The organism is Streptomyces sp. NPDC002845, from assembly GCF_053591955.1.
Genome location: NZ_JBSFUU010000082.1, coordinates 21,188 through 44,169, shown reverse-complemented (window position 1 = coordinate 44,169; position 22,982 = coordinate 21,188). Strand labels below are relative to the sequence as shown.

Sequence of the window (22,982 nt, the reverse complement as noted above, 5' to 3'; positions counted from 1 at the left end):
CCAGCCGCTGGGCGCACCGGCGATGACACACTCGTGGCGCCAGCGGCGTGTCGTCACCACCGACTCGACCAACACCATCGCTGACGGCGTCGCCGACCGACGTCCCATCCCGGCCGTCCTGGACGACCTCCTCCTGGTCGCCGACGACGCCGTCCTGGTCCAGGAGCCGTCGATCACCGCCGGTATGAGGATGCTCCTCGACCACGCCGGTCTCGTCGTCGAACCGTCGGCCGCGCTCGGCATCGCGGCGATCCTCGAAGACCGCGACCGCTTCGCCGGCCGACACGTAGTCACCATCGTGTGCGGCAGCAACGTCGACGTAGACGCCTACCACCGCTGGGTCGGCACAGCTCCCATCCACAGGTCTTGACAATTGCTCTTCAGGCTACCCAACAGGCACACCGACCAGCTCACAACGACCGTCCCGAAACCAGGCGCACGACCGCAACACAGTGAACACCGATTGCGTCTGCATGCTCCCCCGTGCATCAATAAATCGCATTCTGACGGTTTACGGCCGCCTGATAAATTTACAAGGGTGCGAGAGAAAAGCGGACCGCAATATGGGCCATCCGCTCTGAACTCATTAACATCTTCCTATGACGCGCCCAGACATAGCGGAACAGTCGGCAAGTCACCTCATTCCCGCGCAGAGTCATGCGCTGGACGTACCGAACGTGCGCAACTTCCGCGACGCCGGAATCTCCTCACTGAAGACGGGTCTTCTCTTCAGGTCAGGCTCGCTCAACCGTCTCACCGACGCTGGGGTGGAGCGTATCCGCGAATTCGGCATCCGTACCGTGATCGACCTGCGCAGCGGCGCCGAGAACAACGTCTGGCCTGGACAGAAGCACGGTCTGGAGGTCACATGGGTCGCGCTGCCCGCGCTGCCGGACCGGGCCGGTCTCGAGCGGATGGGTCTGAGCGACTTCTCGGGGTTCGAGGGCAAGGACTGGCCGGTGGATCCCGGGAGGCTCTACCCGTTCATGGCGGTCTACGCCGGGCCTGCCATTGCGCGGCTGGTCAAGGAGCTCAGCCGTCCAGACGTCGCGCCTGTGGTCGTCCAGTGCGCCGTCGGCAAGGACCGGACGGGTCTGGCCATAGCCGTGATCCAGTCACTGCTCGGCGTGGCCTGGCAGGACATCGTCGCGGACTTCGTCCAGTCCAACATTGAGCTCGCCCTCGCTGTCGGCCCCACTTCTTTCGTCGATGAGGCGGGAGTGACACGGTACTCGCACCCCGTATCCGAAGAGCTTCTCCGGTCCGCCGTGGAGACCATCACCGCTGAGCACGGCGACCTCGCCGCCTACCTCCAGACGCATGGGGTGACTCAGGAAGACCTCGCCGCGCTGCGGTCGCTGCTCCTGCCCTGACAGAGGGCCGATCGCTTTGCGGCCCGCTGCCCACAAGAGCGGCGGGCCGCAAAGCAACTGGCGACTCTGCGCCATCTTGCAGGTGACGCTCCGCGCCGAGAGGGTCACCCACAGGCCAAGCGAGAGACACGTGGAACTCGTTCTCGCTGGTCGGCCCCAGTCAAAAGAGGTCGTCTCCCGGACACGTCTCGAAATTACCGATCTTGAAAACGGCGCGCTTTCCACACCATGGTGTCGACTTCCGAGACCTTGGGCCGCCGCCGCTCCCGGCTCCGCTAGGCTCGCTCGGGTTGCAGGACGGACTCTGGATGTCCTGGCGTGAATGAGTGCTGCGCGGTGCGCGCGAGCCAACTGGCGATCAAGGTGTGGGAGCGACGGCAATGACTGATGCGTCTGGTGGTGCAGTCGCACTGACCGGTGGTCGCATGGCATCGGAAGTCCTCCGAAGGGACGACACGGTGCTTAGGCCCGCGTCGGATTCTTCGGAATTCACGGCTTCCCTTCTAAAAATCTTCGAGCAGCAGAATTTCCTTGGTGCCCCGAAATACCTGGGCCAGGTGGACGGTAAAGACATCCTCACCTATATCGAGGGCGACGTTCCGGCAAAATTCCAGCCCTGGTCCAACGACCAGGTGAGGGCAGCGGCCCATCTTCTGCGTGAGATGCATGACGCCACACGGGGAAGTGATCTGGCCGGCCGGTTCGACGTGGTGTGCCACCACGACCCGGGGCCGAACAACTACGTCTTCCAGGACGGCATCCCGGTCGCGATGATCGACTGGGCGGAAGCCGCTCCCGGAAGCCGCCTCGAAGACGTCGCGTATATGGCGTGGACGTGGTCGATTTCGTCCAAGCAGGTCATGGCGCTGGAAGACCAGGCGGCGCAGGTGCGGCTCATCGCCGACGTGTACGGGCTGGAGGACGCCGAGCGCCGCGCGCTGGTCGACTGCATCCTCGAGCGCCAGTCGCGCAACGTCCGCTTCTGGGCGGAGTTCCTGGCACACCCGGAGACTGCCCCCACTGCTCCGGAGGTCCTGGCTGACCGGATCGCCTGGAGTAAGCGGGAGCACCGCTTCGTCTACGCGCACCGTGAGGTCTTCGACCGGACGCTGGCCTGACGCCCGGGGTCAGGTGCTGTGGCCGCCGGTCTGCGCGGCGGGGCGGCTCGGCGCTGGGGGGAGCCCGAACATGGCCCCGCTGGTGCGGGCGAGCTGGGCGACGTCGACGGCCCGTCCCTCACGGCTCATGAACGGTGATACGGGCCGGTCGAGGGGCGGGTTGGCCAGGAAGAGCACGGTCAGGCGTCGCGGGAGCCGGTGGTTGCGGACCTGGTGGTAGAGCGGGGGGATAGCGTCACCGGTCATCGTGGTGAGGAGGCTGCCGGGCATCGCCAGGAGCTGGCTGTTGTGGACCGGGACGGGGCTCATCCGCCCGTCGGTTTCGATCTCCAGTCCCGGGCCGTCGGCGATGGCCAGCGTGAGCAGGTGACCGTCCTCGTGCCGGTCCTGCAGCAGGTCGCGGTCGCTGGGGTGGTACCAGTTGATCTCCAGGTAGGAGTAGTCGCGGAACGGCAGGGCCGCTTCCCGCTGTTGCCCGTAGTGGGCCGCCAGGTCGGCGAGTACGTTCTCGGTGATGGCGGCGGCCACGGCCCAGTAGTCGCTGAGCGCCTGGAGAAACGGCGCGACGGTGGGCGCTTCGCCGTGCGGGACCGTGGCTGGGTTGTCCGCCCAGTAGGTGAAGCTCTCGTTCATGTCGGGCCGGTCGGGGCTGATGGAGTACTGACGGCCGTAGGGGCGGAAGCCGAAGGTGAAGTCGTCGCTGCCGTGGCTGCGCTTGACGGCCTCATCCTGGGTGAAGAAGTCGGTGGCCGCCGTGCGCAGCGCGGTCAGGGCCTTGGCGGCGTCGGCGGGCAGATCGATGGTGGCGCGGGCGTGTGCAAGAAGCTCGGCGGTGATGGCGCTCTGCGGCATGACGTACTCCTTCGGGCGGCGCGTTCGGTGGGGTGGCCGGTCACAGGAAGTAGAGGCGGCTGAGTGCGGTGTGCTCGGCGGGCGGCGAGCTGATGGGGTTGTCGTCGAGGGTGACGCGGCCGTTGCCGGGGTCCACCCGGACGTGGCCGGTGCGGTCGTTGAGGCGCATGGTGGCCAGGCCGATGCTGCGGGTGTCGCGGACGGGCACGCGGCGGCGGCGGGTGGGCAGCTGGTCGGCGCCGCTGGCGTGGGCGGCCTGGCTGACGAAGGCGACGGACAGGTCGGCTGCGGTCTCCCCGAACGCGCCGAACTGCGGTCCTAGGACGAGGGGTTGGCAGGTCTCGGTGGAGGCGTTGGGGTCTCCGGTGACGCCGTAGGCGGGGTAGCCGGCCTTGAGGACGAGGTGTGGCTTGGCGCCGAAGTAGCGGGGGTCCCAGAGCACGATGTCGGCGAGGCGGCCGGGGGTGAGAGCGCCGATCTCGTGGGCCATGCCGTGGGCGAGGGCGGGGTTGATGGTGAGCTTGGCGAGGTAGCGCAGGATGCGCTCGTTGTCGTCGGCGGTCGGCTCGGGGTCGAGGGCTTTCATTTTGGCGGCGACGGCGAAGGTGCGGCGCACGGTCTCGCCGATGCGGCCCATGGCCTGGGAATCCGAGGACGTGATGGGGATGGTCCCGAGGTCGTGCAGGACGTCTTCGGCGCCGAGGGTGCCGGTGCGGATCCGGTCGGCGGCCAGGCGCAGGGCGTCGGGGCTGCCCGGGTCGAGCCGGTGGACGGTGGCGATCATGTGGAGGTGTTCGGCGGCGGTGTCGCGGGTGAAGGGCAGGCCGGGGTTGGTGGAGGAGCCGATGATGTTGGGGACGCCGGCCAGTTGCAGCACGTTGGGGGCGTGTCCGCCGCCGCACCCTTCGACGTGGAAGGCGTGCAGGGTGCGGCCGGCGATGACGGCGAGGGTGTCGTTGACGTAGAGGGCCTCGTTGAGGGTGTCGCTGTGCAGGGCTACTTGTACGTCGTGTTCGTCGGCGACGGTCAGGGCAGTGTCGAGGGCGCGGGCGTGGGCGCCCATGTCCTCGTGGACCTTGAAGCCGGAGGCGCCGCCTTCGGCGAGGGCCCGGACGAGTCCGGCGGGGTGGGAGCTGGAGCCTCGGGCCAGCAGGGCGATGTTCACGGGCCAGGCGTCGAAGGCCCGCAGGGCGTGGTGCAGTTCGGTGGGGGCGGTCACGCCGCAGCCCCAGGTGGGGCCGAAGTTCTGGCTCACGACGGTGGTGACGCCGGCGGCGAGGGCGGCGTCCAGGATGCGCGGGGAGACGAGGTGGACGTGGGTGTCGACGATGCCGGGGGTGGCGATGAGGCCTTCCCCGGCGATGACGGTGGTGCCGGTGCCCACGACGACGTCGACGGCGTCGAGTGTGTCCGGGTTTCCGGCGCGGCCGATCGAGTGGATGCGGCCGTCCTTGATGCCGAGGGACACCTTGCGGATGCCTGCGACGGGGTCGGCCAGGACCACGTTGGAGACGACGAGGTCGCAGGTGTCGGCGGTGAGTTCGGCTTTCATGTGCATGCCGTCGCGTGCGGTCTTGGCGTAGCCGGTCACGAACTCCTCACCGCGCAGCTGTGCGTCGTCCTCCACGCGCAGTGTCAGGCCGGTGTCGGCGAGGCGGATCCGGTCGCCGGTGGTGGGGCCGTGGAGCTCGGTGTAGCGCAGCGTGCTGCTCATGCGGGGTGGCCTTCCTGGGCGGTGGCGGAGCCGGTGTCGAGGTAGCCGTTGGTGTGGGCGCGGTGCAGGGCCTGCTCGCGTGCGCCGGGGGTGTCCAGGGGGCCGTCGACGAGTCCGGCGAAGCCGATGACGATGCGGTCGCCGCCCAGTGGGGTGAGGGTCACGGTGCGGGGTGTGTCGGGGTCGAAGATGGTGACCGAGCCGACCGGGAGGGCCAGGCGGGTGCCGTAGGCGGTGGCGCGGTCGAAGGCGAGTGCCCGGTTCGCTTCGAAGAAGTGGTAGTGGCTGCTGACGCTGACGGGCACGTCGCCGGTGTTGGTGACCGTGATCGTGACCGGGTCGGCGTAGTCGGGGGTGGGGGCGGGTGCGGCCAAGACGGCGCCGGGTGCGGTCTGCGGGTCGTCGGCGGTCGGGATGGGGTCGGTGATGACGATGAGTTTGGTTCCGTCGTCGAAGACGGCCTCGACCTGGATCTCGGTGAGCAGGTGCGGGACGCCGGGCAGGACGTCGGCGGCGGTGAGGACCTGGCGGGCCGCGGTGACCGCTTCGTCCACGCGGGCGCCGTCCCGGGCTGCCTCGCAGGCGGCGTGGGTGATGAGCGCGGTCGCCTCGGGCACGTTGAGCCGCAGACCACGGCCGCGGCGTTCCCGGGCGAGCAGGGTGGCTTGGTACAGCTGGAGCCGGTCGCTCTCGGCGGGGGTCAGGCGCATGCGGTCCTCCGTAAGGCACGGTGGGCTGGGTGGTGGCTATTCGCCGATGACGACGCCGCAGCTCTTGGCGTGGGCGCGGATCGTCGCGCGGGCTTCGGCGAGTTCCTCGAAGGACACCTCGGGCATCAGCGCGGTGGCGTAGTCGCGCATCGCCTCTTCCGGGGGGATGACGGCCTGGCCGATCCAGCGCTGGGCGATCTTGGTGAGGACCGGCTCGTCGGCGATGCCCAGGCCGAGCCGGGAGGCGGCGGCCTGCGCGGCGGCCGGGTCGGTGAGGTAGGCGTAGTCGCGGGCGCCGGGCTGCGGGGAGAGCACCTCGACGTCGACCGCGGAGAAGACGCCGTGCGCGCCGCCTTCGGAGATCAGTGCGAGGATCCGCTGCAGGTTCTCGTCCAGCAGGGCCCGGGTCATGCCGATGTGACCGATGACGAAGCCGGCCCGGATGAGAAGGCCGTGGTCGCGGGCGACGGTGATGGCCGTCGAGTTCTTCTCGTACAGCCGCTCGGCCTCGGCCAGGATGTCGCGTCGGCGGCCGCCGACGGGCTTGTTCATCGCGGCCAGCGACAGGGGCGCCCCGGCGTCCATCCCGATCATGATCTGGCGTACGCCGAGACCGGTGAGCAGCGCGGTGCGGCGGGGGTCGGCGATGCCGTCGGCGCGCCCGTAGCCAACCAGCACGGGCCGGTCGGTGTCCGGGAGGGCGGTCCACCAGCCGGGCTGGGTGTCGCTCATGGCGGTGAGGAGCTTGGCGAAGGTCAGGGGCAGTTCGTCGGCGGTCAGGTAGAGGTAGTCGTAGCCGGCCGTGACGGCGGCCTCCACGACGGCCCAGGCCTGGGCGGCGTTCAGCTGATTGCGCCAGAGCATCCCGGGGTGGATGGAGCAGAAGCTGCACGCGTCGTCATTGGCGAACTTCACGCAGCCCCGTCCGATCTCGACGGGGACGCCCGCGCTCACCTTGCGGCCGGTGAGCTCGTGCAGGCGCGGCGCGATCCGCTGCTGGAAGTGCCCGGTGTACAGGGGGGTCTGCTGGAAGGCGCGGTCCACGAGGGAGTAGTCGAATCCGGTGAACACGGGCTCGGCGCCGGGCGGGGTGAGGTGCGTGCCGTCGGCGGTGCGGTGGACGAGGCCCGGGAGGGCGCCGGCGTCGATGTCCGCGCCGGTGCGCAGGGCGGCGATCAGGCGGGTGAAGGGGCCGATGATCTCGTTGCCGACGAACCCGTAGTCCAGGCAGGGCGCGGCGGCCATGCACTCGCGCCACAGGGAGGAGAAGTGGTCGTTGCCCGCGACGGTGGTGATGTGCGGGTCGGTGTCCTTGGTGTGGCGGGCGATGAGAACGCCGGCCTCGAAGTTCGCGGTGAGCATGCCCAGGCAGACGGCCAGGATGTGCTCGGCGTGGTTGGTGATGTAGGTGAGGACGTCGTCGAGGTCGATGACCGTGCCGTCGATGTAGAGCGGGGTGAGTTGCGGGTTGTTCTCCAGGGCGGAAGTGAGGGACAGGGCGCCCAGGCACAGGAAATCGGACCAGTCGCTGTGCTCCTCGGGGCGGGTCACGGTCAGCAGGTGGCCGCTGATGACGGTGTTGGAGTTGGGCGGGACGATGACGAGGACCTGATCGCGGGACATGGCGGGTCACTTTCTGATCGTGGCGAGGACAGCGGTGCGGCGCGCTCGGCGGGTGGTCATCGCCGTGCTACTTCCGACCAGCGCTGCTCCAGGTCCTGCGCGGTGCGGGCGAGGACGGTGTGTGAGCGGGAGGAGTCGGCGGGCAGATGACCTTCCTGCCGCCACCGGTAGCGGCGCAGGGCGACCAGGACGGCCGCGTGCAGCGCGGCGTCCCGGACCAGAGCGGGGTCGAGTGCGGTGCCGCTTCCGGCGCGGTAGCCGCGCAGCAGCCGGCGGGCGCGGCGTACGGAGAACCCGCTGGAGGGGCAGCACAGTCCGATCACCGTCATGCCGACATCGACGACCGGAAGGTCCGGGGAGGCGTCCTCCCAGTCGATGAGGACGACGTCACCGCTGTTCGTGACGATGACGTTGTCGGGGAATACATCGGCGTGCACCGCTACGGGCGGCCCGCTCTGCGCCGTCACATGGGCGACTCTGCGATGGGTGGCACGGGCCCATCGGGCGAAGGGGGTGTCCGGCAGGCCCGCGAGGAGCGCCGCCTCGGGGCCGGTCAGCCGCAGGTGGGGCTCCAGCGTGCAGTCCGGCACCGTCACGGTGCGGTGGACGCGGCCCAGGAGGGTGCCGACTTCTTCGACGAGGTGCGGCGGCAGCACTTTGTGCTGTCGACCCGGCACGTAGCCGCACACGATCACGGGATGTCCGGTGTGCTCAGTGACCCAGCCGCCGTCACGTCGCCGGCGCAGGCGCGGCGCCGGGATGTCGGCCTGCTCCAGGCGGTGCAGGAAGCGTGCGTACTCCTCGGCGGCTGCCGGGCCCTTCTTGCGCAGCTCGGTGATCACGACCGGCCCGTCGGGGGTCTCGGCGCGTACGTGTGTGTTCTCCATCCCGCCGTACAGTGGCCGCACCGCCGAGGGAGTCAGTCCGTACGCGTCGAGGACCGCGGCGATGTCGGGGTGTGTGGGATGCGCACTGAGGGGGCCGTTCATGTCCTCACCCCCGGGTGACGCAAGGCGCTGGTGATGGCGGCGACGGTGGGGTGCCCGGCGGTGACGGCGGCGATGGTCTGATCGAGGTGGCCCAGTGCCATGCGGATCTGCGGCGGGGTGAACGAGCTGGCCTGGTAGGTGAGCGTGCCGCTCAAGGCCCCCGCCCGCTCCTCGAGGACCCAGCGCTGTTCGATGGTGGTGGGGGCCATCCGCGCCCCGGTCGGTTCCATGTCGATGTCCTGGCAGTCCACCCCGTCCAGGGCCAGGGTGTCGGCGCGCATCGCGTTGAGGGCGAGGGTGACCTGATACAGCGGGCCCGAGCCTTGATGCAGCTCACGCTTGAGGTCCTGGATGGGCAGGGCCTGGTGCTCGATGGCCTGGCGCACGGCCTCGTTCGCGGCCGCGGTCAGATCGGCTGCGGTCAGATCGGGGTGGAGCCGCTGCCTGATCACCGCGGTGTTCACGAAGTAGCCGATCAGGTGCTCGGTGTCCGGCCGCGCCCGGTTGGAGATCATCATGCCGATGCGGATGTCGGTGGCCGCGCTCTGGTGGTGCAGGACCAGGGCGAGCGCGGCGAGAAACGGACCGGCCAGTGGGCCGCGGGCGCCGCCACGAGCACTGGCGCGCAGCCCGCGGACCGCGGGCGCGGGAATGTGGACGCGCTGAACGTCCACCGGGCGCTGCCCGGTCTCGTGCTCGATCGGCTCGTCAGTAAAGGCCAGGGGCGGGCCGGGTAGGTCCAGGCGCTCCCGCCAGAAGGCGAGCTGCCGCTCCAGCTGCGGACCGCGGCGTTCGCCGCGCATGTCCCGGCACACGGCGGCGAAGGAGCGCGGCAGTGACGGCAGTTCGGCGACACGACCGGTGTGAGCTGCGTTGTAGAGCGCGGCGAGGTCGCGGTAGAGGACGCCGATCGACCAGCCGTCGCTGACGAAGTGGTGGATCTGCAGGAGCAGGACGCAGCGGCGCTCGCCGAGGCGGATCAGGTGGGTGCGGAAGAGCGGGTCGCTGCGCGGGTCGACGTGCTGCGGCGTGCTCTGGGCGAGCAGCACCTCCCGGCTCAGCCGGGTGTGGCTGGGCAGGCGGCTGTGGTGGACCTGGTCGGGGATGCAGTCGGCGACGAGCTGGACGGGGGTGCCGTCGGCCAGGCGGTGCAGGCGGGTGCGCAGTGCGTGCTGCCGGACGACGAGCGCGGACACGGCACTCTGCAGGGCGTGGGTGTCCAACGGGCCGTCGATGAGAACGGCGCCGGTGTCGATCGGCCGCAGCCGGGTCTGCTCCCCCGGGTTCGGCCAGGACCCGTCGGGCCGCACGAACTCGTCGCCGATCAGCCGTTCTTGTCCCGGGGAGAGCGGCGCTGTCTCCACGATCACCGGCAGGGCCGTCATGCACCCTCCCCGATCCTGTCGGTCTCGGCGGCGGGTACGCCGCCGAGCAGGGTGTGCAGCAGGACGAGGCGCTCGCCCTCGGGCAGCAGCCAGCGCACCGGGTTGAAGTCGACGCCGTGGACCGGGCACAGCCCCAGGCCGGCTTCGGCGGCCCGCTCGCACAGCAGCTGCCCCATGTACCCGGCGTTCAGAAGGGCGAGCGTCTCGGCGTCCGGTCCGTAGAGAGGTGCGGAGTCGGCGGGGTCGGTGACGAGGAACAGGGTGAAGGCGGCGCTCTCGGCCGCGGGCCGGTTGATAAGACCGAGGTGCAGGGCTGCCGGGTCGAGGCCGATACCGGTGGCGTGCTCGATGAGGTCGTGGGCGTCGGGGTGGTAGCGGTAGACGCCGCCGTCCAGGCCCTCGGTCCGGCCGGGACTCGCGTACAGGTGGAGCTGGACGCTGTAGAGACCGCCGGCCGAGGGGTACAGGAAGCCGCTGCGCCCGGTGACCGGGTCGCGGCGCAGGCTCTCCAGCAGGTGCCCGAGGGCCTCGGTTGTCACCGGGTGGTCGCTGAACAAGCGCGGGGTGAAGCGCCGGGCGCGGCGTGAGGTCGCGGACGGCGGGGCGGCGGGCAGGATCCGGTGGGCCGGAGCGGGCGGGTAGGCGGGGCGGCCGGCACGGAAGTGCTCGCGTTCTCCGGGGTCGGTGAGCATCGGGAGGGCCGTCCACGGTGACGTGTCTGCCGTGGCCGCAGTGCGGTTGTCCGTGCGGTCGCCGTCGGCATGCTGGAGCAGGGTGCTCAGGGTGGGGGTCCGGTAGAACTCGGTGAGGTCGGGTCGCACGCCGGTGTGCTGCTCGACGAGGTTGGCCATGCGGATGACGTCGATGCTGGTCAGCCCGGCGTCGAGGAGGTCGTCGTCGGGCCCGGCGGGGGCGGGCAGCAGTGCGCACAGGGCGTCCCGCAGCGGCCCGGTCGGCTCCGCTCCCCCGCTCTGCCGGGCGGAGTCGGTCGTGTCGGGCTGTGGGACGGCGCGCGCGAGTTCCGTCCGGTCGATCTTGCCGGTCGCGGTGCGCGGCAGGTCCGTCCGGCAGGTGAAGGTGGCCGGGAGCATGTGGGAGGGCAGGCGCCGGGCGAGCTCGGCGCGCAGGTCCGCCAGCGGGCGCGTGGTGACAAGGACGGCGTGCAGGCGCTGGTCGGTGCGCTCGCCGGTGACGACCACGGCGGCCTGTTCGACGCCGTCTAGCGTGCCCAGGGCGGTCTCGACCTCGCGGAGCTCGACGCGGTAGCCGCGGATCTTGACCTGGTCGTCGCGGCGGCCGAGGAACTCGATCGTGCCGTCTGGCAGGAGGCGCCCCCAGTCCCCCGTGCGGTACCAGGTCTGTCCGGTGCGGCCGTCGAAGACGAACGCGGCCTCGGTCAGCTCGGGTTCGTTCCAGTAGCCGAGCGCGGTGCCGTGGCCGGCGATGTGGATCTGTCCTGGGGTCCAGGCCGGGCAGGGCAGCAGCTGCTCGTCGAGGACCTGGACGTGCTGGCCGGTCATGGACGTGCCGTAGGGGATGCTGGCCCATCCGTCCTCGACGTCTCCGATCTCATGGAGGATCGACCAGATGGAACCCTCGGTGGCCCCGCCCAGCGAGATGACCTGGCACTCCCCCGCGCGGGCCCGCAGCCGGTCCGGGAGGGCGAGGGGAATCCAGTCGCCGCTGAGCAGCCACAGCCGCAGCGACTTCAGGGTGGTGTGGTCGGTGGCGGGCAGGGCGTCGAGCAGCAGTGAAGCCAGGGTGGGAACCGAGTTCCACACGGTGACGCCACAGCTGCGGATCAGGCGGATCCAGGCGGCCGGGTCGGTGCGCTCCTCACGGGTGGGCAGGACGAGGGTGGCCCCGGCGGCGAGTGCACCGAACAGGTCGTACACGGCCAGGTCGAAGGTGAACGGGCTCGCCCCGAGCAGCACGTCGCAGGCGGCGACCTTGTAGCGGTGGTTGATGTCGAGCGTCGTGTTCAGGGCGCCGCGGTGGGAGATCATCACGCCCTTGGGACGGCCGGTTGAGCCGGACGTGAAGATGACGTACGCGAGGTCGGTGTCCGTTCGGGGCTGCGGGCGGTGCTGCTCGCCGGCGGGGGCGGGTTGTCCGTCGTCGATGACGATGACCCGCGCGGGCAGCGGTGCCAGGCGGTCGGTCACCGTGCGGTGGGTCAGCACGAGCTTCGCTCCGGTGTGGTTCAGGAGGTCGTCGATGCGCTGCGTGGGCCAGGAGGCGTCCACGGGGACGTAGGCGTACCCGGCGAGCAGCACGCCGAGGGCCGCGATGGCCTGTTCCGCCCCGGGGTCGCAGACCAGGGCGATCAGCTCGCCGTCGGGCGGCGCGGCGCTGATCCGGGCGGCCACCTCGCGGGCGCGGTCGTGGACGTCGCCGTAGGTCAGCGTCCGGCCGCCGCACCGCACCGCGATCCGTTCAGGGTGGTCGCGGACGCGGTCCAGGAACGGCTGGTGCAGCAGGTGACCGCCGCCGAGCGGCCCGGGAAGCGCGGCTGGGGCGGGCGGCAGGACGAGGTGCGGGCGCTCGGAGGCCGCCGGGTCCTCGATCAGGGCGCGCAGCGCGGCGGTGTGGTCGTCCAGCAGGGCTTGGACGAAGCCGTCAGGCAGCGCTCCAGTGAGGGTGTCGAGGTTGATCACCAGTTGGCCGGCGGCTTCGTAGGTCTGGTAGTCGAGCAGGACCTGTGGGGTCTGTCCGATGCCGTGGACGATCCGGCCCGGGAACGGCCCCGGGTCCTCGCCGGGGACCTCCATGTCGAGGGTGCTGGTGAACACCACGGGCGCCCCGGCCGCCCCCTGGGGTGTGCCGCGCAGTTCGCGCAGCACGTCCACGCCGCTGTAGGTGCTGTGGTCGAGGTCCGCCCACAGCTGGTGCTGCAGCGTACGCAGCCGCTCGGCGAAGGTGACACCCGACAGGTCCACGCTCGTCAGAACGGTGGAGGTGAAGTCGCCGACGACCTGGTTGATCTGCGGGTGGATCGGCAGCCGGTTGTAGACGGTGACGTTGACGAGGAAGGCGCGGGTGTTGGTGAAGCGGCCGAGGCTGTCACTGAACGCGGCGAGCAGGAGCGCGGACAGCGTCGTCCCATGGGCGGCGGCCGCGGCCCGCAGCGCGCCGAATTCCGTCGGCGTCCAGCAGGTCTGCAGGCGGTGGAAGCGGGGCTGGCCCTCGTGCCCCGGTGTGGTGAGGACCGGCAGCGGCGCCGGTGCGGGAAGCTCCGGCAGGCGGCCACGCCAATAGGCGCGGTCGCGGGCGTAGCGGTCGCTGGAGGTCAGGGTGTGCTGATAGGCGACGTAGTCCGCGAACGTCATGGTGAGCGGCGGCAGTTCGGCGCCTGGGTCCTGGTAGAGGGCGCGGGCTTCGCGGTAGAGGATCTGCCAGCTCAGGGCGTCGCCGATGAGGAGGTCGAAGGACAGGAACAGCCGGGTCCCGCCGTCGGGCAGGAGGGCGGCCTCGATGGTGAAGAGCGGCCAGGCGGCGGTGTCGCGGCGCGGGTGGGACAGCCGGGTGCGCGCGGCGGCGAGGCGTTCCGCGGCGTCGGGCGCGTGCCGCAGGTCGAGGGTGTGGATCTCGTACGGGGCCACGGTGGGAAGGATCCGTTGACGGCCGTCCTCGGTGATCACGGCGCGGAGCATCGGATGCCGTTCGATCAGGGTGCGCCACACGCGGGCGAGCCGGTCGACGTCGAGAGAGGGAACATCCACCTCGGCGTACAGGTGGGAGTCGACGCCGCCGAGGTCGAAGTCGTCGCGTCGCCCGGCCCAGTAGGCCTGCTGGATGCCGGTCAGGGCGAAGGGCTCGCTGGCCTCGCCAGGACTCGCGAGCAGCGGGGGCAGCACCTCGGGCGACTCGGCGGCGGTGGTGCCCAGGACGAGCTCGCGCAGGAGCTGGGCCAGGGCCCGCGGGGTGGGGGCCGTGAGGACGGCGCTCAGGGGGAGATCGACGGCGAACGCGGCCCTCAGCCGGGTGACCAGACGCAGCGCCAGCAGGGAGTGTCCGCCGGCGGAGAGGAAGTCGGTGTCCGGGTCCGCGCGGTGGCCCAACAGTGCGGTGAAGTGGGCGGTGACGACGTTCAGGACCGGGTCCGGTCCCTGGTCCGGGGCGCCGCCGGTGCCCGCCGACTCTGGCGCGGTCTCGGGGAAGGGTGTGAGTGCGGCGGTGTGCTGGGCGAGATGGCCTGCCTGGTCCTGGGTGCCGGGCTTCAGCCGGGCGAGCAGGGCGCCCATCGCGTCCAGGGTCGCGCAGGCCTTCTCGTCGCTGATCTGCGAGCGGTCGGTGACCAGGCGCAGCCGCATTCCGGCGGTCATCTCCACGACCAGGGTCAGGGCGTGGCGGGTGCGGCCGCCGTACGACTGGATCCCTGCGGTGTCCAGGACGAGGAGCCCGCCATCCTCCTCCATGTCGGCGTGCTGCGCGGGCGTGCGCGGGTAGTTGGCGATGGCGATGACGCTGTCGTACAGGCTCTGGCCCTCGGGGATACCGGCCCCGGTGTGCAGTTCGGCGCTGGAGCATCCGCTGTGCTGGTCCGCGCGGGCCAGGTCGCCGTGGATTCGGCTGATCCACGCTCCGACGCTCTCGTGCGGGTCGGGCGGGCAGCGCAGGGGAACGGTCGAGGCCAGCGGGCCCGCGAGGTCAGCGGCGTGCGGGTAGGAGTGGGAGCGCCCGGAGACGGTGACGCCGATCGCGATGTCCGCCCGGTCGCGCTGGCGGGCGGCGATCAGGCTCCAGCAGGCCACCAGGGCCGCGGAGGTGGTGGTGCCGTGCGCCTGGGTGAAGGCGGTGAGGTCCGCGACCAGCGCGTCGGGCAGGTCGCGGATGCGCTGGCCAAAACGGTCGGCGCTCTGGGCGAGGGGCGTGCGCGGCAGCGGGGCGCAGCCCTTGTAGCCGTCGAGGTGCTTGGTCCAGTGGGCTTGCTGCTGTTCGCGGGGCTGCCCGGCCAGCCAGCGGGCGTACGGGCCGAACGGCGGCTGCGGGGCGGGGCGGGTGCGGGTGTTGTAGCGGTGCAGGAGTTCGGTGGCGAGCAGCAGGTGGGCGCGGCCGTCGAGGATCGCGTGATGGTGGCTCCACACGAGCTGGTGGCGCCGAGAGTCCAGTTGTTGGACGGCCAGGCGCAGCAGCGGGGGGCGGTGCATGTCGAAGGGGGTGTGCCGCTGGCGGTGGAGGAGGGAATCCAGGTCGGCGCGCTGCTCGGGATCGGTTTTGCCGCTGCTGTCGACATGCTCGATGGGTAACTCGGCTCCGGGGAGCACGACTTGGCGCGGGTCGCTGGTCAGGTCCCAGGCCAGGGCAGTGCGCAGGATCTCGTGGTCCGCGACCATCTCCGTAGCCGCGCCCTGCAGTCGGGCGGGGTCGAGCATCCCGGTCAGCGGGAAGACGGTCTGCTCGACGAAGACGGGGGTGCCGGGGCTGGTGAGGGTGCCCAGCAGGAAGCCCTGTTGTGCGGGCGTCGTGGGGTAGAGCGCGGTGAAGTCGGCGTCACTCATGGTGCCTCAATTCCGAAGGCGGCGGTGATCTGTGCCAGATCGTGGGAGGTGACCGTGCCGGCGCCCGGAGTCGGGAGCACCGCGGCGTGGCGGGCGAAGGCCTCGGCGAGGCGGTTCACGGTGGCCTCGGGCATCCAGGTCGGGCAGGCCCGCCAGCGGATCTGGAGCGTTCCGGGCTGGGTGAAGCAGACGACTTCCAGCGGGAACAGCGGCCCGGCCGCTCCCTTGGGCGGTAGGTCCAGCGATCCTTCCGGCAGTTCGCCCAAGTAGTTCAGGGCGATCGGCGCCAGCGGCCCGACCGGTGCGGCGGCGGCATTCTCGAGCTGGGAGTACGCCGAGTCGGCCAGGGCGGCGGGGTCGGCCAGCAGGGCACGCGCGACGTGCACGGGGCGTATTGAGGTGAGCCAGCCAACCGTGGCAGCGAGGTCGTGCCCGGCACGGTCACGCCCGTGGAGCTCTACGCACAGTGCGGCAGGCAAGTCGGGCCGAACCTCGGCGAGGGCGGATAGCAGCGCACCGGCCAGGATCGCGAGCGGCCGCCGTGGCGACTCCTTCTGTGCGGTGATCAGCGTGTCGCGGACGTCCGGGCCCAGGCGGGTGGCGGTGGTGCGCGGGCTCTCGGTGAGCCACGCTCCAGCGGGCAGCTCGGGCACGTGCTGGGCCGACTTCAGCCAGCGGACGTAGCCGTCGTCGCCCGCCGGAGGGTGCGCGGCGGGGTGGTCGTAGGCGTGCCACAGGTCGTGGGTGAGGATCTGCAGGGACACGAGGTCGGCGACCAGGTGATGGACGATCCAGGCGATACGAGACCTACCCTCTCCTCCGATCAGAACGAGGTCGACGAGCGGCCCCGTCAGGTCCAGGTGCCGCTCGCGCTCGGCCAGGCAGCGGTGCACGATCTCCTCGTGGTCCCCGGCCGGTTGGCCGCTCAGGTCCAGGAGGTGGACGCCGCGCGCGGCCAACGGAGCCAGCCGGGCCGACCAGCCTTCGCCGTCCTCGAAGGAGAAGGCGGAGCGCAGTGCCGGATGCCGACGCATGACCGTTTCGAACGCCTGCTGCAGCCGGATCGGATCGACGTCCGGGTGCGGCGCCTCGGACAGGTACCGCAAGGCCCAAGCGCCGGGGACCGGCCGTGTGGTGAGGACCGCGGTCTGCAGGGCACTGAGAGGAACGGGCCCGTCGGTAACCGGTGCACCCTTGGCAGCTTGGGCGGTGGTGAGCGCCGCGGCGATCCGGTCGAGGGTGCGGTGGTGCAGGACATCGTGGACGGTCAGCTGCAGGCCGGCCCGCTGTACGGCGTTGGCGTAGAGGACGGCCTTGAGGGAGTCTCCTCCGCTGGTGAAGAAGTTCGCCTCCCTGCTGTGCGGGGGCTCGCCGAGGATGTCGGCCCAGAGCCGGGCGAGTGCGCCCAGGACTGGATCGTTGTGGTCCGGCAAGTCTCCCCGGTCGGCGGGGACCGGGAGCTCGGCGAGGGCGCGGCGGTCGACCTTGCCGCTCGGCTGCAGGGGAAGGGTGTCCAGGGTGTGCAGGTGGTCGGGCCGTGCGTAGAAGGGCAGTCGCCGCTCACACAGGGTTCGGGCCCGCTCGATGGCGCTGCTCTTCGGGGCTGTGGCGGCGGGGACGAGGAAGGCGCTGAGGACCGGCGCGCCGGTCTCACCGGTCCGGGTGGCGACGACGGCGGCGTCGGCGATGGACGGATCACCGGTCAGGACGGCTTCGATCTCAGCGGGTTCCACGCGGTAGCCGTGGATCTTCAGCTGTTCGTCGATCCGCCCGAGCATTTCCAGGTGGCCGTCGGGTCGGATCCGGGCGAGGTCACCGGTGCGATAGGCCTGGATGCCCCGTGCGTCGGTGGAGAACCGGGCGGCGCTCTCCTGCGGCCGGTCCTGGTATCCGGCGGCCACCTGGGGACCTATCACGACGAGCTCCCCCGTGCCGCCAGGCTCGACGGGTTCGCCGGCGTCCGGGGTGCGCAGCTCCACGGTGGTGTTCCACACCGGACGGCCGATGGGCACCGGGTCCGGGACCGGCGTGCCGCAGCGGAAGGTAAACGCGGTGCAGCCGACGGTCGCCTCGGTCGGCCCGTACTCGTTGGTCACCGTGAGGCCGGGCACGTCCAGGCCCGCCAGAGCGTGAGCGGTCAGCTGCTCGCCGCCGACGACCAGATGCCGTACCGCGCGGCCCAGTTGCTCACCGGTGAGGAGCCGGGTCAGCAGCCGCAGGCCTCCGGGGGTCACCTTCAGCGGGCTCAGGCCACGTGCTTCGGTGAGCGGCCGCGCGACGTCGCCCGGGTCGTCGGACGGCACCAACTGGACGAACTGCCCGGTCATGAGCGGGAGCAGCAGGCTGGTGACGGTCAGGTCAGCGGCGATCGAGGAGTGGACCAGGGTGCCGGTGCCGCCTGGGGTGTCGTAGTGGTGGGAGGCCCAGTCCAGGTACTGCATCAGCGCGCTATGGGTGACCGGGACGCCCTTGGGCCGGCCGGTCGTTCCGGAGGTGTAGATGAGGTAGGCCGTCTCGGAGAGTCGGGCCCGCGATGTCGGCCCTGCCGTAGGGGTGGTCACCGTGTGCGGCTCGTCGGCGCGGAGCACGGCCAGCCCGGCCGGCGTCGGCAGACCGGTGGTGTCCGCGTCGGTGATCAGCAGCTGGGGTCCGGCATCGGCGAGGAGGTCGTCGATGCGGGCGGGCGGCCAGGTGGGATCGAGCGGCACGTAGTGGGCGCCGCAGCGCCATACGGCCAGCAGCGCGGTCAGCAGCGGGATGCGGCGGCTCACGCACAGGGCGACTCGGTCGCCTGGAGCGACACCGCGTTCGTGCAGGACCTCGGACAGAGCGGCGCTGAGGTTCTGAAGGGTCCGGTAGCTGGCCTGGGTGCGGTCATCGGCGGCCGCCGTGGCGTCCGGGACGCGGTCGGCCTGAGCGTCGAAGGTCTCAAGGATGGTGCGTACCGGTGCAGGGCGGGCGGTCCCGGACATGCGGCTCGCGCTCGGGGGCGCTGCGGAGGCGTGGGGGTCAGACATCGCGGGTGGTCTCCTGTCCGTGCAGGTCGGGCAGACGCCGAGTGGACTGATCCGGTGCGGGGCGGGGCGGGCGCAGCGCGGCGCGCAGGTGGTCCAGGGGCAGGCCCGGCCGGGAGCCGACCGCGTCCAGGACGAGCGGGTAGGCCTCGGCGATCCAGTCGGCACGGTCGGGCCCGTGGGCTTGGGTGTCGATGCGCAGGAGTGCACTCGCGCCCTGGGGGTGCTCCTGGAGGTCGAGCATCAGCGGGTAGGGCTGTGGCCACTGCGCAGGTTCGACAGGGGTGACCGAGCAGGCATCAAGGGTGAGGGGGTGGGACGGAGGCGGCTGCAGCGTGAACAGGTTGTCGAACAGGCCGCCGGAGGCCGAGCGGGCTTGGGTAAGCAGCCCGTAGGGCACCTCGGAATGGCGCAGTGCTCGCGTGCTGGCGTCGATCGCCGCCTCGAGATGGGGTCCAAGGCGGGCGGACCAGTCGATGCGGGCTCGGATGGGAACCAGGTTCGCGAGGAAGCCGACCGTGTCCGCGTGGGCCGGATCCTGCCGGTTGGCCACCGGACTGCCGCTGGTCACCGTCGTGGCGTCGCTCGCCGCGGCCAGGAGTAACTGGTAGGCGGCAAGGTAGAGATGGAACGGCGTGGTGGCGTGGGCCTGGGCGGCGGCGCGCACGCGTTGGGTCAGCGCCAGGTTGAGAGCGAACCGCATGTGCCGCGGCGCCGGGACCGCCTCGTGCGAGCGCGGGAATACTGGTGCCGTCGGCGGGGTCGGGAGCGGTCCGAGTGCGTGGTGGATCTCCTCGATGGCCGTGCGGAAGTCGCCGCGGTCCATGCGTTCGGCCAAGGCCCGTTGGTAGTGCGAGAACCCCAGTGGTGCCCCACCGTTGAGGGCGTCGGGGTCTGCGTAGGCGGCGCTGAGGTCTTGGTGCAGGACGTCCATCGACCAGCCGTCGCAGGCGCCGTGATGCGCGGCCGCCAGCAGAAGGTGAACCTCTGGAGCCAGGCGGATCACGGCCGCGCGCAGCATCGGACCCTGCTCCAGGTCGAATCGCGCCGCGAAGAACGCGCGCGCCGTCTGCTCGGCCTCCTCGTCGCGCCCGCCTGCCGGACCATCCGTGAGGTCCCCGAGCGCAAGGTCGAAGGTGCCGGCTGGCATCAGGCGGCAGCGGAGCCGTCCGTCACGGCCGTCCAGCGCGGTGCGCAGCGCCGGATGCCGTGCCACGACGGTCTGGAACGCCTGGCGAAGGCACCCGAGGTCGAGGGGCCCGGTGATGCGGTGAGCGGTGGGGATGATCTGGTCGTTGCCGTGCAACTGGATATTCTCGGCGGCCCAGATCCGCGCCTGCCCCAGAGACGGGAGCGACTGCTCGCCCGTGTCCGCGACAGCCGAGGGTGCTGGCTCGGCCGGGCGCGTCAGGCGGGCGCAGCCCCGCACGGTGGGCTGCTGCAGCAGGTCGCCGATGGTGAGGAGCAGGCCGGCCTCGCGTAGCCGGACGCAGATCACCGCCGCGGTGAGCGAGTCGCAGCCCAGGGCAAACAGGTCGTCCAGGACACCGATGGGCTGAACGCCGAGGGTCTCTTCCCACACGGCGGTGATCTGACGCTCGGTAGCGGTTTCCGGGGCGACGAAGACGGTGGAGAGGGCAGCTTGCTCGGCTGGCTGGGTGATGGTGGCCGCGCGATGCGAGGCGTCGAGGGACGCGGGCCAGTGCACGTGCGGGCGTCCAGGGGCGGTGGCAGCGGCCGCGTGGGAGCGGGGCGGGGACTGGCGCGGGGCCTCGATCTCCTGCCAGTCCGCGCGCGCGAGACGCGACGGGTCGAGCAGAGCGCCGGCGGGGGGCGAGGACGCGGCGAACTGCGTCTGTGCGGTGCGGACGAAGGCGTGGGCCGGCTCGTTGCGGGGCCCGGACGCGACGCGCAGTTCCACCGCGCCCAGCCCCGCGGTGGTCGCCCACTCTGCCAGGGCCTGCAGCAGGCGCCACTCCACGTTGCGTCCCAGGGCCCGGCAGCTGAGGAAGAAGTCCCTCACACGCAGGATCCCGGCATCGGCGTCGGCAAAGGCAAACCCGACCAGCCCGTAGTCACCGAACCGGTCGCGCACCCGGACGGTGAGGGCGGTGCCCGACCCGGTGAGGAGGTGGCGCACCGTGGCCGGGGTGTGGCGACGCAGGAGGAGGTTGAACTGGGTGGTACGCGCCGCCAGTTGGCAGATCCGGTCCGCGTCGGCCTCGGCTGCTGGTGCGATCTCCACCGTCAGGTCCAGCTCGCGCAGGTAGGCGGCAAGGTCGGGGGCCTGGGACGCGGCGGCACGGCGCGCCGCTTCCTGGCTGACCAGCCGGGCGCGGGCGCGGTCCTCCGCCGTGGTGCCGCCGTCGAGGTCCAGCTGCCAGGTGGCGTGCAGAGCTTTCGGGATGGCGGCCGGATCCGCCGGGAGGTCCACCACGGTCATCCCCGGATGCTGCAGGGCGACCTCGGTCCGCTCTGCGGGGCTGTCGTCGATGAACACCAGGCTCTCGGTGGCGAAGCCCAGGTCCGCGGCGATCGCGGTCACCGCGTCCGACTTGCGGCCCCAGGTGGCGTGCACGGCCACGAAGTCGTCCAGGCCCAGCGGCACATCGGGATGCGCGGCGAACACCGCGTGCAGGTCCTCAAGGTTGTTGCGCGAGCACAGGACGAGCGCGCGGCCGGCCCGGTGCTGTCGGCGTAAGAACTCCTGCACCTCCCGATAGGGGCCGCCGATGTGGACGTGTTCGGGGCCTACCTCGCCGCAGACCCCGCCCCACAGCGTGTTGTCCGCGTCCACGACCAGCGCCTTGACCACGGGGCGGTCTGGTGCCGTCATACGGCGCAGCAAGGCCTCCCCCCAAGCCAGGGGCGTACCGTCGCCGGGAGGCTGGACCCACGCCAGTCCATGTGCGGCCGCCTCGTCGCGTGCTTGTACCACGTCGCTCTCGGCGGTGTCGGGCGGAACGGTGACCACGACGGGGAGGGCGGACGATTCGGCCCAGCGGGCGGCGGTCGCGATCTGCCGTTCGATCCACGCCGACCCTGCCCGGACCCGGGCGGGATGGCGGGCGTACAGCATGCGGATCTCCGACCCGGCGAACAGCTCGTCCTGCTCCACCGCGGTGTCGAACCCGTGCGCGCGCAGCAGCGCGACCATGCGCTCCAGGCGGCCTGCGATGTCGTGGACCTCGACGACGACCTGGTCGATGAGCAACCAGTGCTCCGGGTCGATGCCGAGCAGCACGTCCTCCTCGGCGCGCTCGACGTCCACCTTCAGCAGGTTGATCCGGTCGATGTCCTGCTCCCGGATCCACTCGGACAGTCTCCGTACCGGGACGGTCAGCGTCTGCCCCAGGGCCGTGCGCCGGTGGATCGCCGGGGCGAGGGCCGCGGCAACCTGGTCCTTGAGTCCGGGGGCGATGGTGGTGCGCCCGTCGGTCTGCTGACGGGCGTAGAGCCGTACGACCTCCTCGTCGGCCACGGTGTCGGCGTACAGCCCGGACTGCATCGAGGACTGGGGGTAGTACGTGAAGTCCACCCAGCCGCTGGTGTGTCCGAGTGCCACTCGTTCCACGCGCGCGGTCAGCCCGTGGGCGCGGATGTTGGTTTCCAGGACGTCAGCCACCACGGGGACGGGCTCGAAGGCGTGTACCTGGACCTTGAATGCCTGGGAGGCGGCGAACAGCGTGAAGACGCCAATGTTCGCACCGACGTCGAGGATCACGTCGCTGTCGTGGATCTGGATACCGGCGCGCAGATACCGGGCCCGGACGACGATCTCGTCGAACAGCTCCCGCGTCTCGTTCGCGTTGAGCTCTGCGATCGGCGTCCCGTCAGGGAGCTCGCCTGTCAGTTCGCCGCTGCCGATCCCGGTCGGCCGGATCTCCCGCACGGCCGGCAGCTCGAGACCGGGGGCGATCACGGCCAGGTTCGCGCCCCAGCACTGGGGCTGAAGCACGCCGGGGCGACGCTCGGCGACACGCGCCTCTTCCCGTTCGATCCGGCGGACCTTCAGCGGAAGACCTATCGTCGTGCCCCACGCCCGCAGTGAGGCGGCGAGGTCGACGAAGCCCGCCGAGGTAATCACCCGGATGTCGAAGCTGGCGGCCCTGACGGCGCTCGCGAGATCCGTCAGGGGGAGCGTGGGGTCCTGGCAGGCCGCGGCTAGGACCGTCGTCGCCTGCTGGAGAAGACCTTCCAACCGGGCTTCGTCCGCACGCTCACGTGGAGCGGACAACGTCCAGTGCAGGCCTTCATCCGTCATGGCGGCCGCACAGCGCAACGGAAGGTCTTCCGGCAGCTCGTGCCGTTGCGAACCCTCGCCGTCACCGAAGCTGAATCCGGGGAAGGTCCCGGCGTCGATCAGCTCGCGTAATCCGTCCAGTCGCCCCACGGGCCGCGGAGCCCGCCGCGTCGACCACGAGCACGTGTGGTCCAGCAGGGTGTGCGCCGGGTCGATGCCCAGAACCCGTAACAGCGGTTGGTGCCGACCCTCGGCCGGCAGTGCGAGGACGACGGATGTGTCCGTCTCGCTGTTCAGCGCGAGCACGAACGCGTAGACCGTGCGCTGCAGCAGTTCAGCGTCCCGGTCTCGAAACGCCTTGGCCCAGGCCGACCGCGTGCAGACGACCCCCCGGGCCATGGCGTACTCAGCTCCGTGCCCCGGAACAGGTCCCGATACCGGGAGGTCCGTCGGTTCTGGA

The 22,982-nt window shown here is 71.2% G+C and carries 12 protein-coding genes; 3 read left to right on the top strand and 9 right to left on the bottom strand.

Annotation, left to right across the window (positions count from 1 at the left end):
- From ACWD3C_RS39065 to ACWD3C_RS39055, 3 genes are all read left to right on the top strand, one after another.
- On the top strand, positions 1 to 370 hold a 370-nt coding region (locus ACWD3C_RS39065), incomplete at its 5' end, for a pyridoxal-phosphate dependent enzyme (protein WP_451151820.1).
- A gap of 229 nt (positions 371 to 599) precedes the next feature.
- Complete coding sequence (locus tag ACWD3C_RS39060; RefSeq protein ID WP_451151818.1) at positions 600 to 1,373, top strand: tyrosine-protein phosphatase; 774 nt, start codon at positions 600 to 602, stop codon at positions 1,371 to 1,373.
- Between the two features lie 425 nt (positions 1,374 to 1,798).
- Positions 1,799 to 2,491 carry a phosphotransferase family protein gene (locus ACWD3C_RS39055; RefSeq protein WP_451151817.1) on the top strand — a complete coding sequence of 231 codons (693 nt, stop codon included), beginning with the start codon at positions 1,799 to 1,801 and terminating at the stop codon, positions 2,489 to 2,491.
- 9 nt (positions 2,492 to 2,500) lie between these two features.
- On the opposite strand, the gene ACWD3C_RS39050 is transcribed toward ACWD3C_RS39055, so the two are convergent.
- The 9 genes from ACWD3C_RS39050 to ACWD3C_RS39010 are packed head-to-tail and all read right to left on the bottom strand — an operon-like array spanning position 2,501 to position 22,921.
- Positions 2,501 to 3,343 (bottom strand): hypothetical protein, encoded by an 843-nt coding sequence (locus tag ACWD3C_RS39050; RefSeq protein WP_451151816.1) that lies wholly within the window; start codon positions 3,341 to 3,343, stop codon positions 2,501 to 2,503.
- A gap of 40 nt (positions 3,344 to 3,383) precedes the next feature.
- The gene (locus ACWD3C_RS39045; RefSeq protein ID WP_451151815.1) at positions 3,384 to 5,057 is read right to left on the bottom strand and encodes an urease subunit alpha; all 1,674 of its coding nucleotides are present in this window, start codon (positions 5,055 to 5,057) and stop codon (positions 3,384 to 3,386) included.
- Positions 5,054 to 5,767, bottom strand: coding sequence for an urease subunit gamma (gene ureA / locus ACWD3C_RS39040; protein WP_451151814.1), 714 nt, complete (start codon positions 5,765 to 5,767; stop codon positions 5,054 to 5,056). Before ureA ends, ACWD3C_RS39045 begins: the two co-directional genes overlap by 4 nt.
- Before the next feature lie 36 nt (positions 5,768 to 5,803).
- Positions 5,804 to 7,390, bottom strand: coding sequence for a hypothetical protein (locus ACWD3C_RS39035; protein WP_451151813.1), 1,587 nt, complete (start codon positions 7,388 to 7,390; stop codon positions 5,804 to 5,806).
- Between the two features lie 56 nt (positions 7,391 to 7,446).
- Positions 7,447 to 8,379 (bottom strand): phosphotransferase enzyme family protein, encoded by a 933-nt coding sequence (locus ACWD3C_RS39030; protein WP_451151812.1) that lies wholly within the window; start codon positions 8,377 to 8,379, stop codon positions 7,447 to 7,449.
- Complete coding sequence (locus tag ACWD3C_RS39025) at positions 8,376 to 9,764, bottom strand: condensation domain-containing protein (protein WP_451151811.1); 1,389 nt, start codon at positions 9,762 to 9,764, stop codon at positions 8,376 to 8,378. Before ACWD3C_RS39025 ends, ACWD3C_RS39030 begins: the two co-directional genes overlap by 4 nt.
- Positions 9,761 to 15,265, bottom strand: a complete 5,505-nt coding sequence (locus tag ACWD3C_RS39020) for an amino acid adenylation domain-containing protein (RefSeq protein WP_451151809.1) — start codon at positions 15,263 to 15,265, stop codon at positions 9,761 to 9,763. Before ACWD3C_RS39020 ends, ACWD3C_RS39025 begins: the two co-directional genes overlap by 4 nt.
- Positions 15,262 to 18,282, bottom strand: coding sequence for an amino acid adenylation domain-containing protein (locus ACWD3C_RS39015; RefSeq protein WP_451151807.1), 3,021 nt, complete (start codon positions 18,280 to 18,282; stop codon positions 15,262 to 15,264). Before ACWD3C_RS39015 ends, ACWD3C_RS39020 begins: the two co-directional genes overlap by 4 nt.
- Positions 18,275 to 22,921 (bottom strand): FkbM family methyltransferase, encoded by a 4,647-nt coding sequence (locus ACWD3C_RS39010; RefSeq protein ID WP_451151805.1) that lies wholly within the window; start codon positions 22,919 to 22,921, stop codon positions 18,275 to 18,277. Before ACWD3C_RS39010 ends, ACWD3C_RS39015 begins: the two co-directional genes overlap by 8 nt.
- Positions 22,922 to 22,982 lie beyond the last annotated feature (61 nt).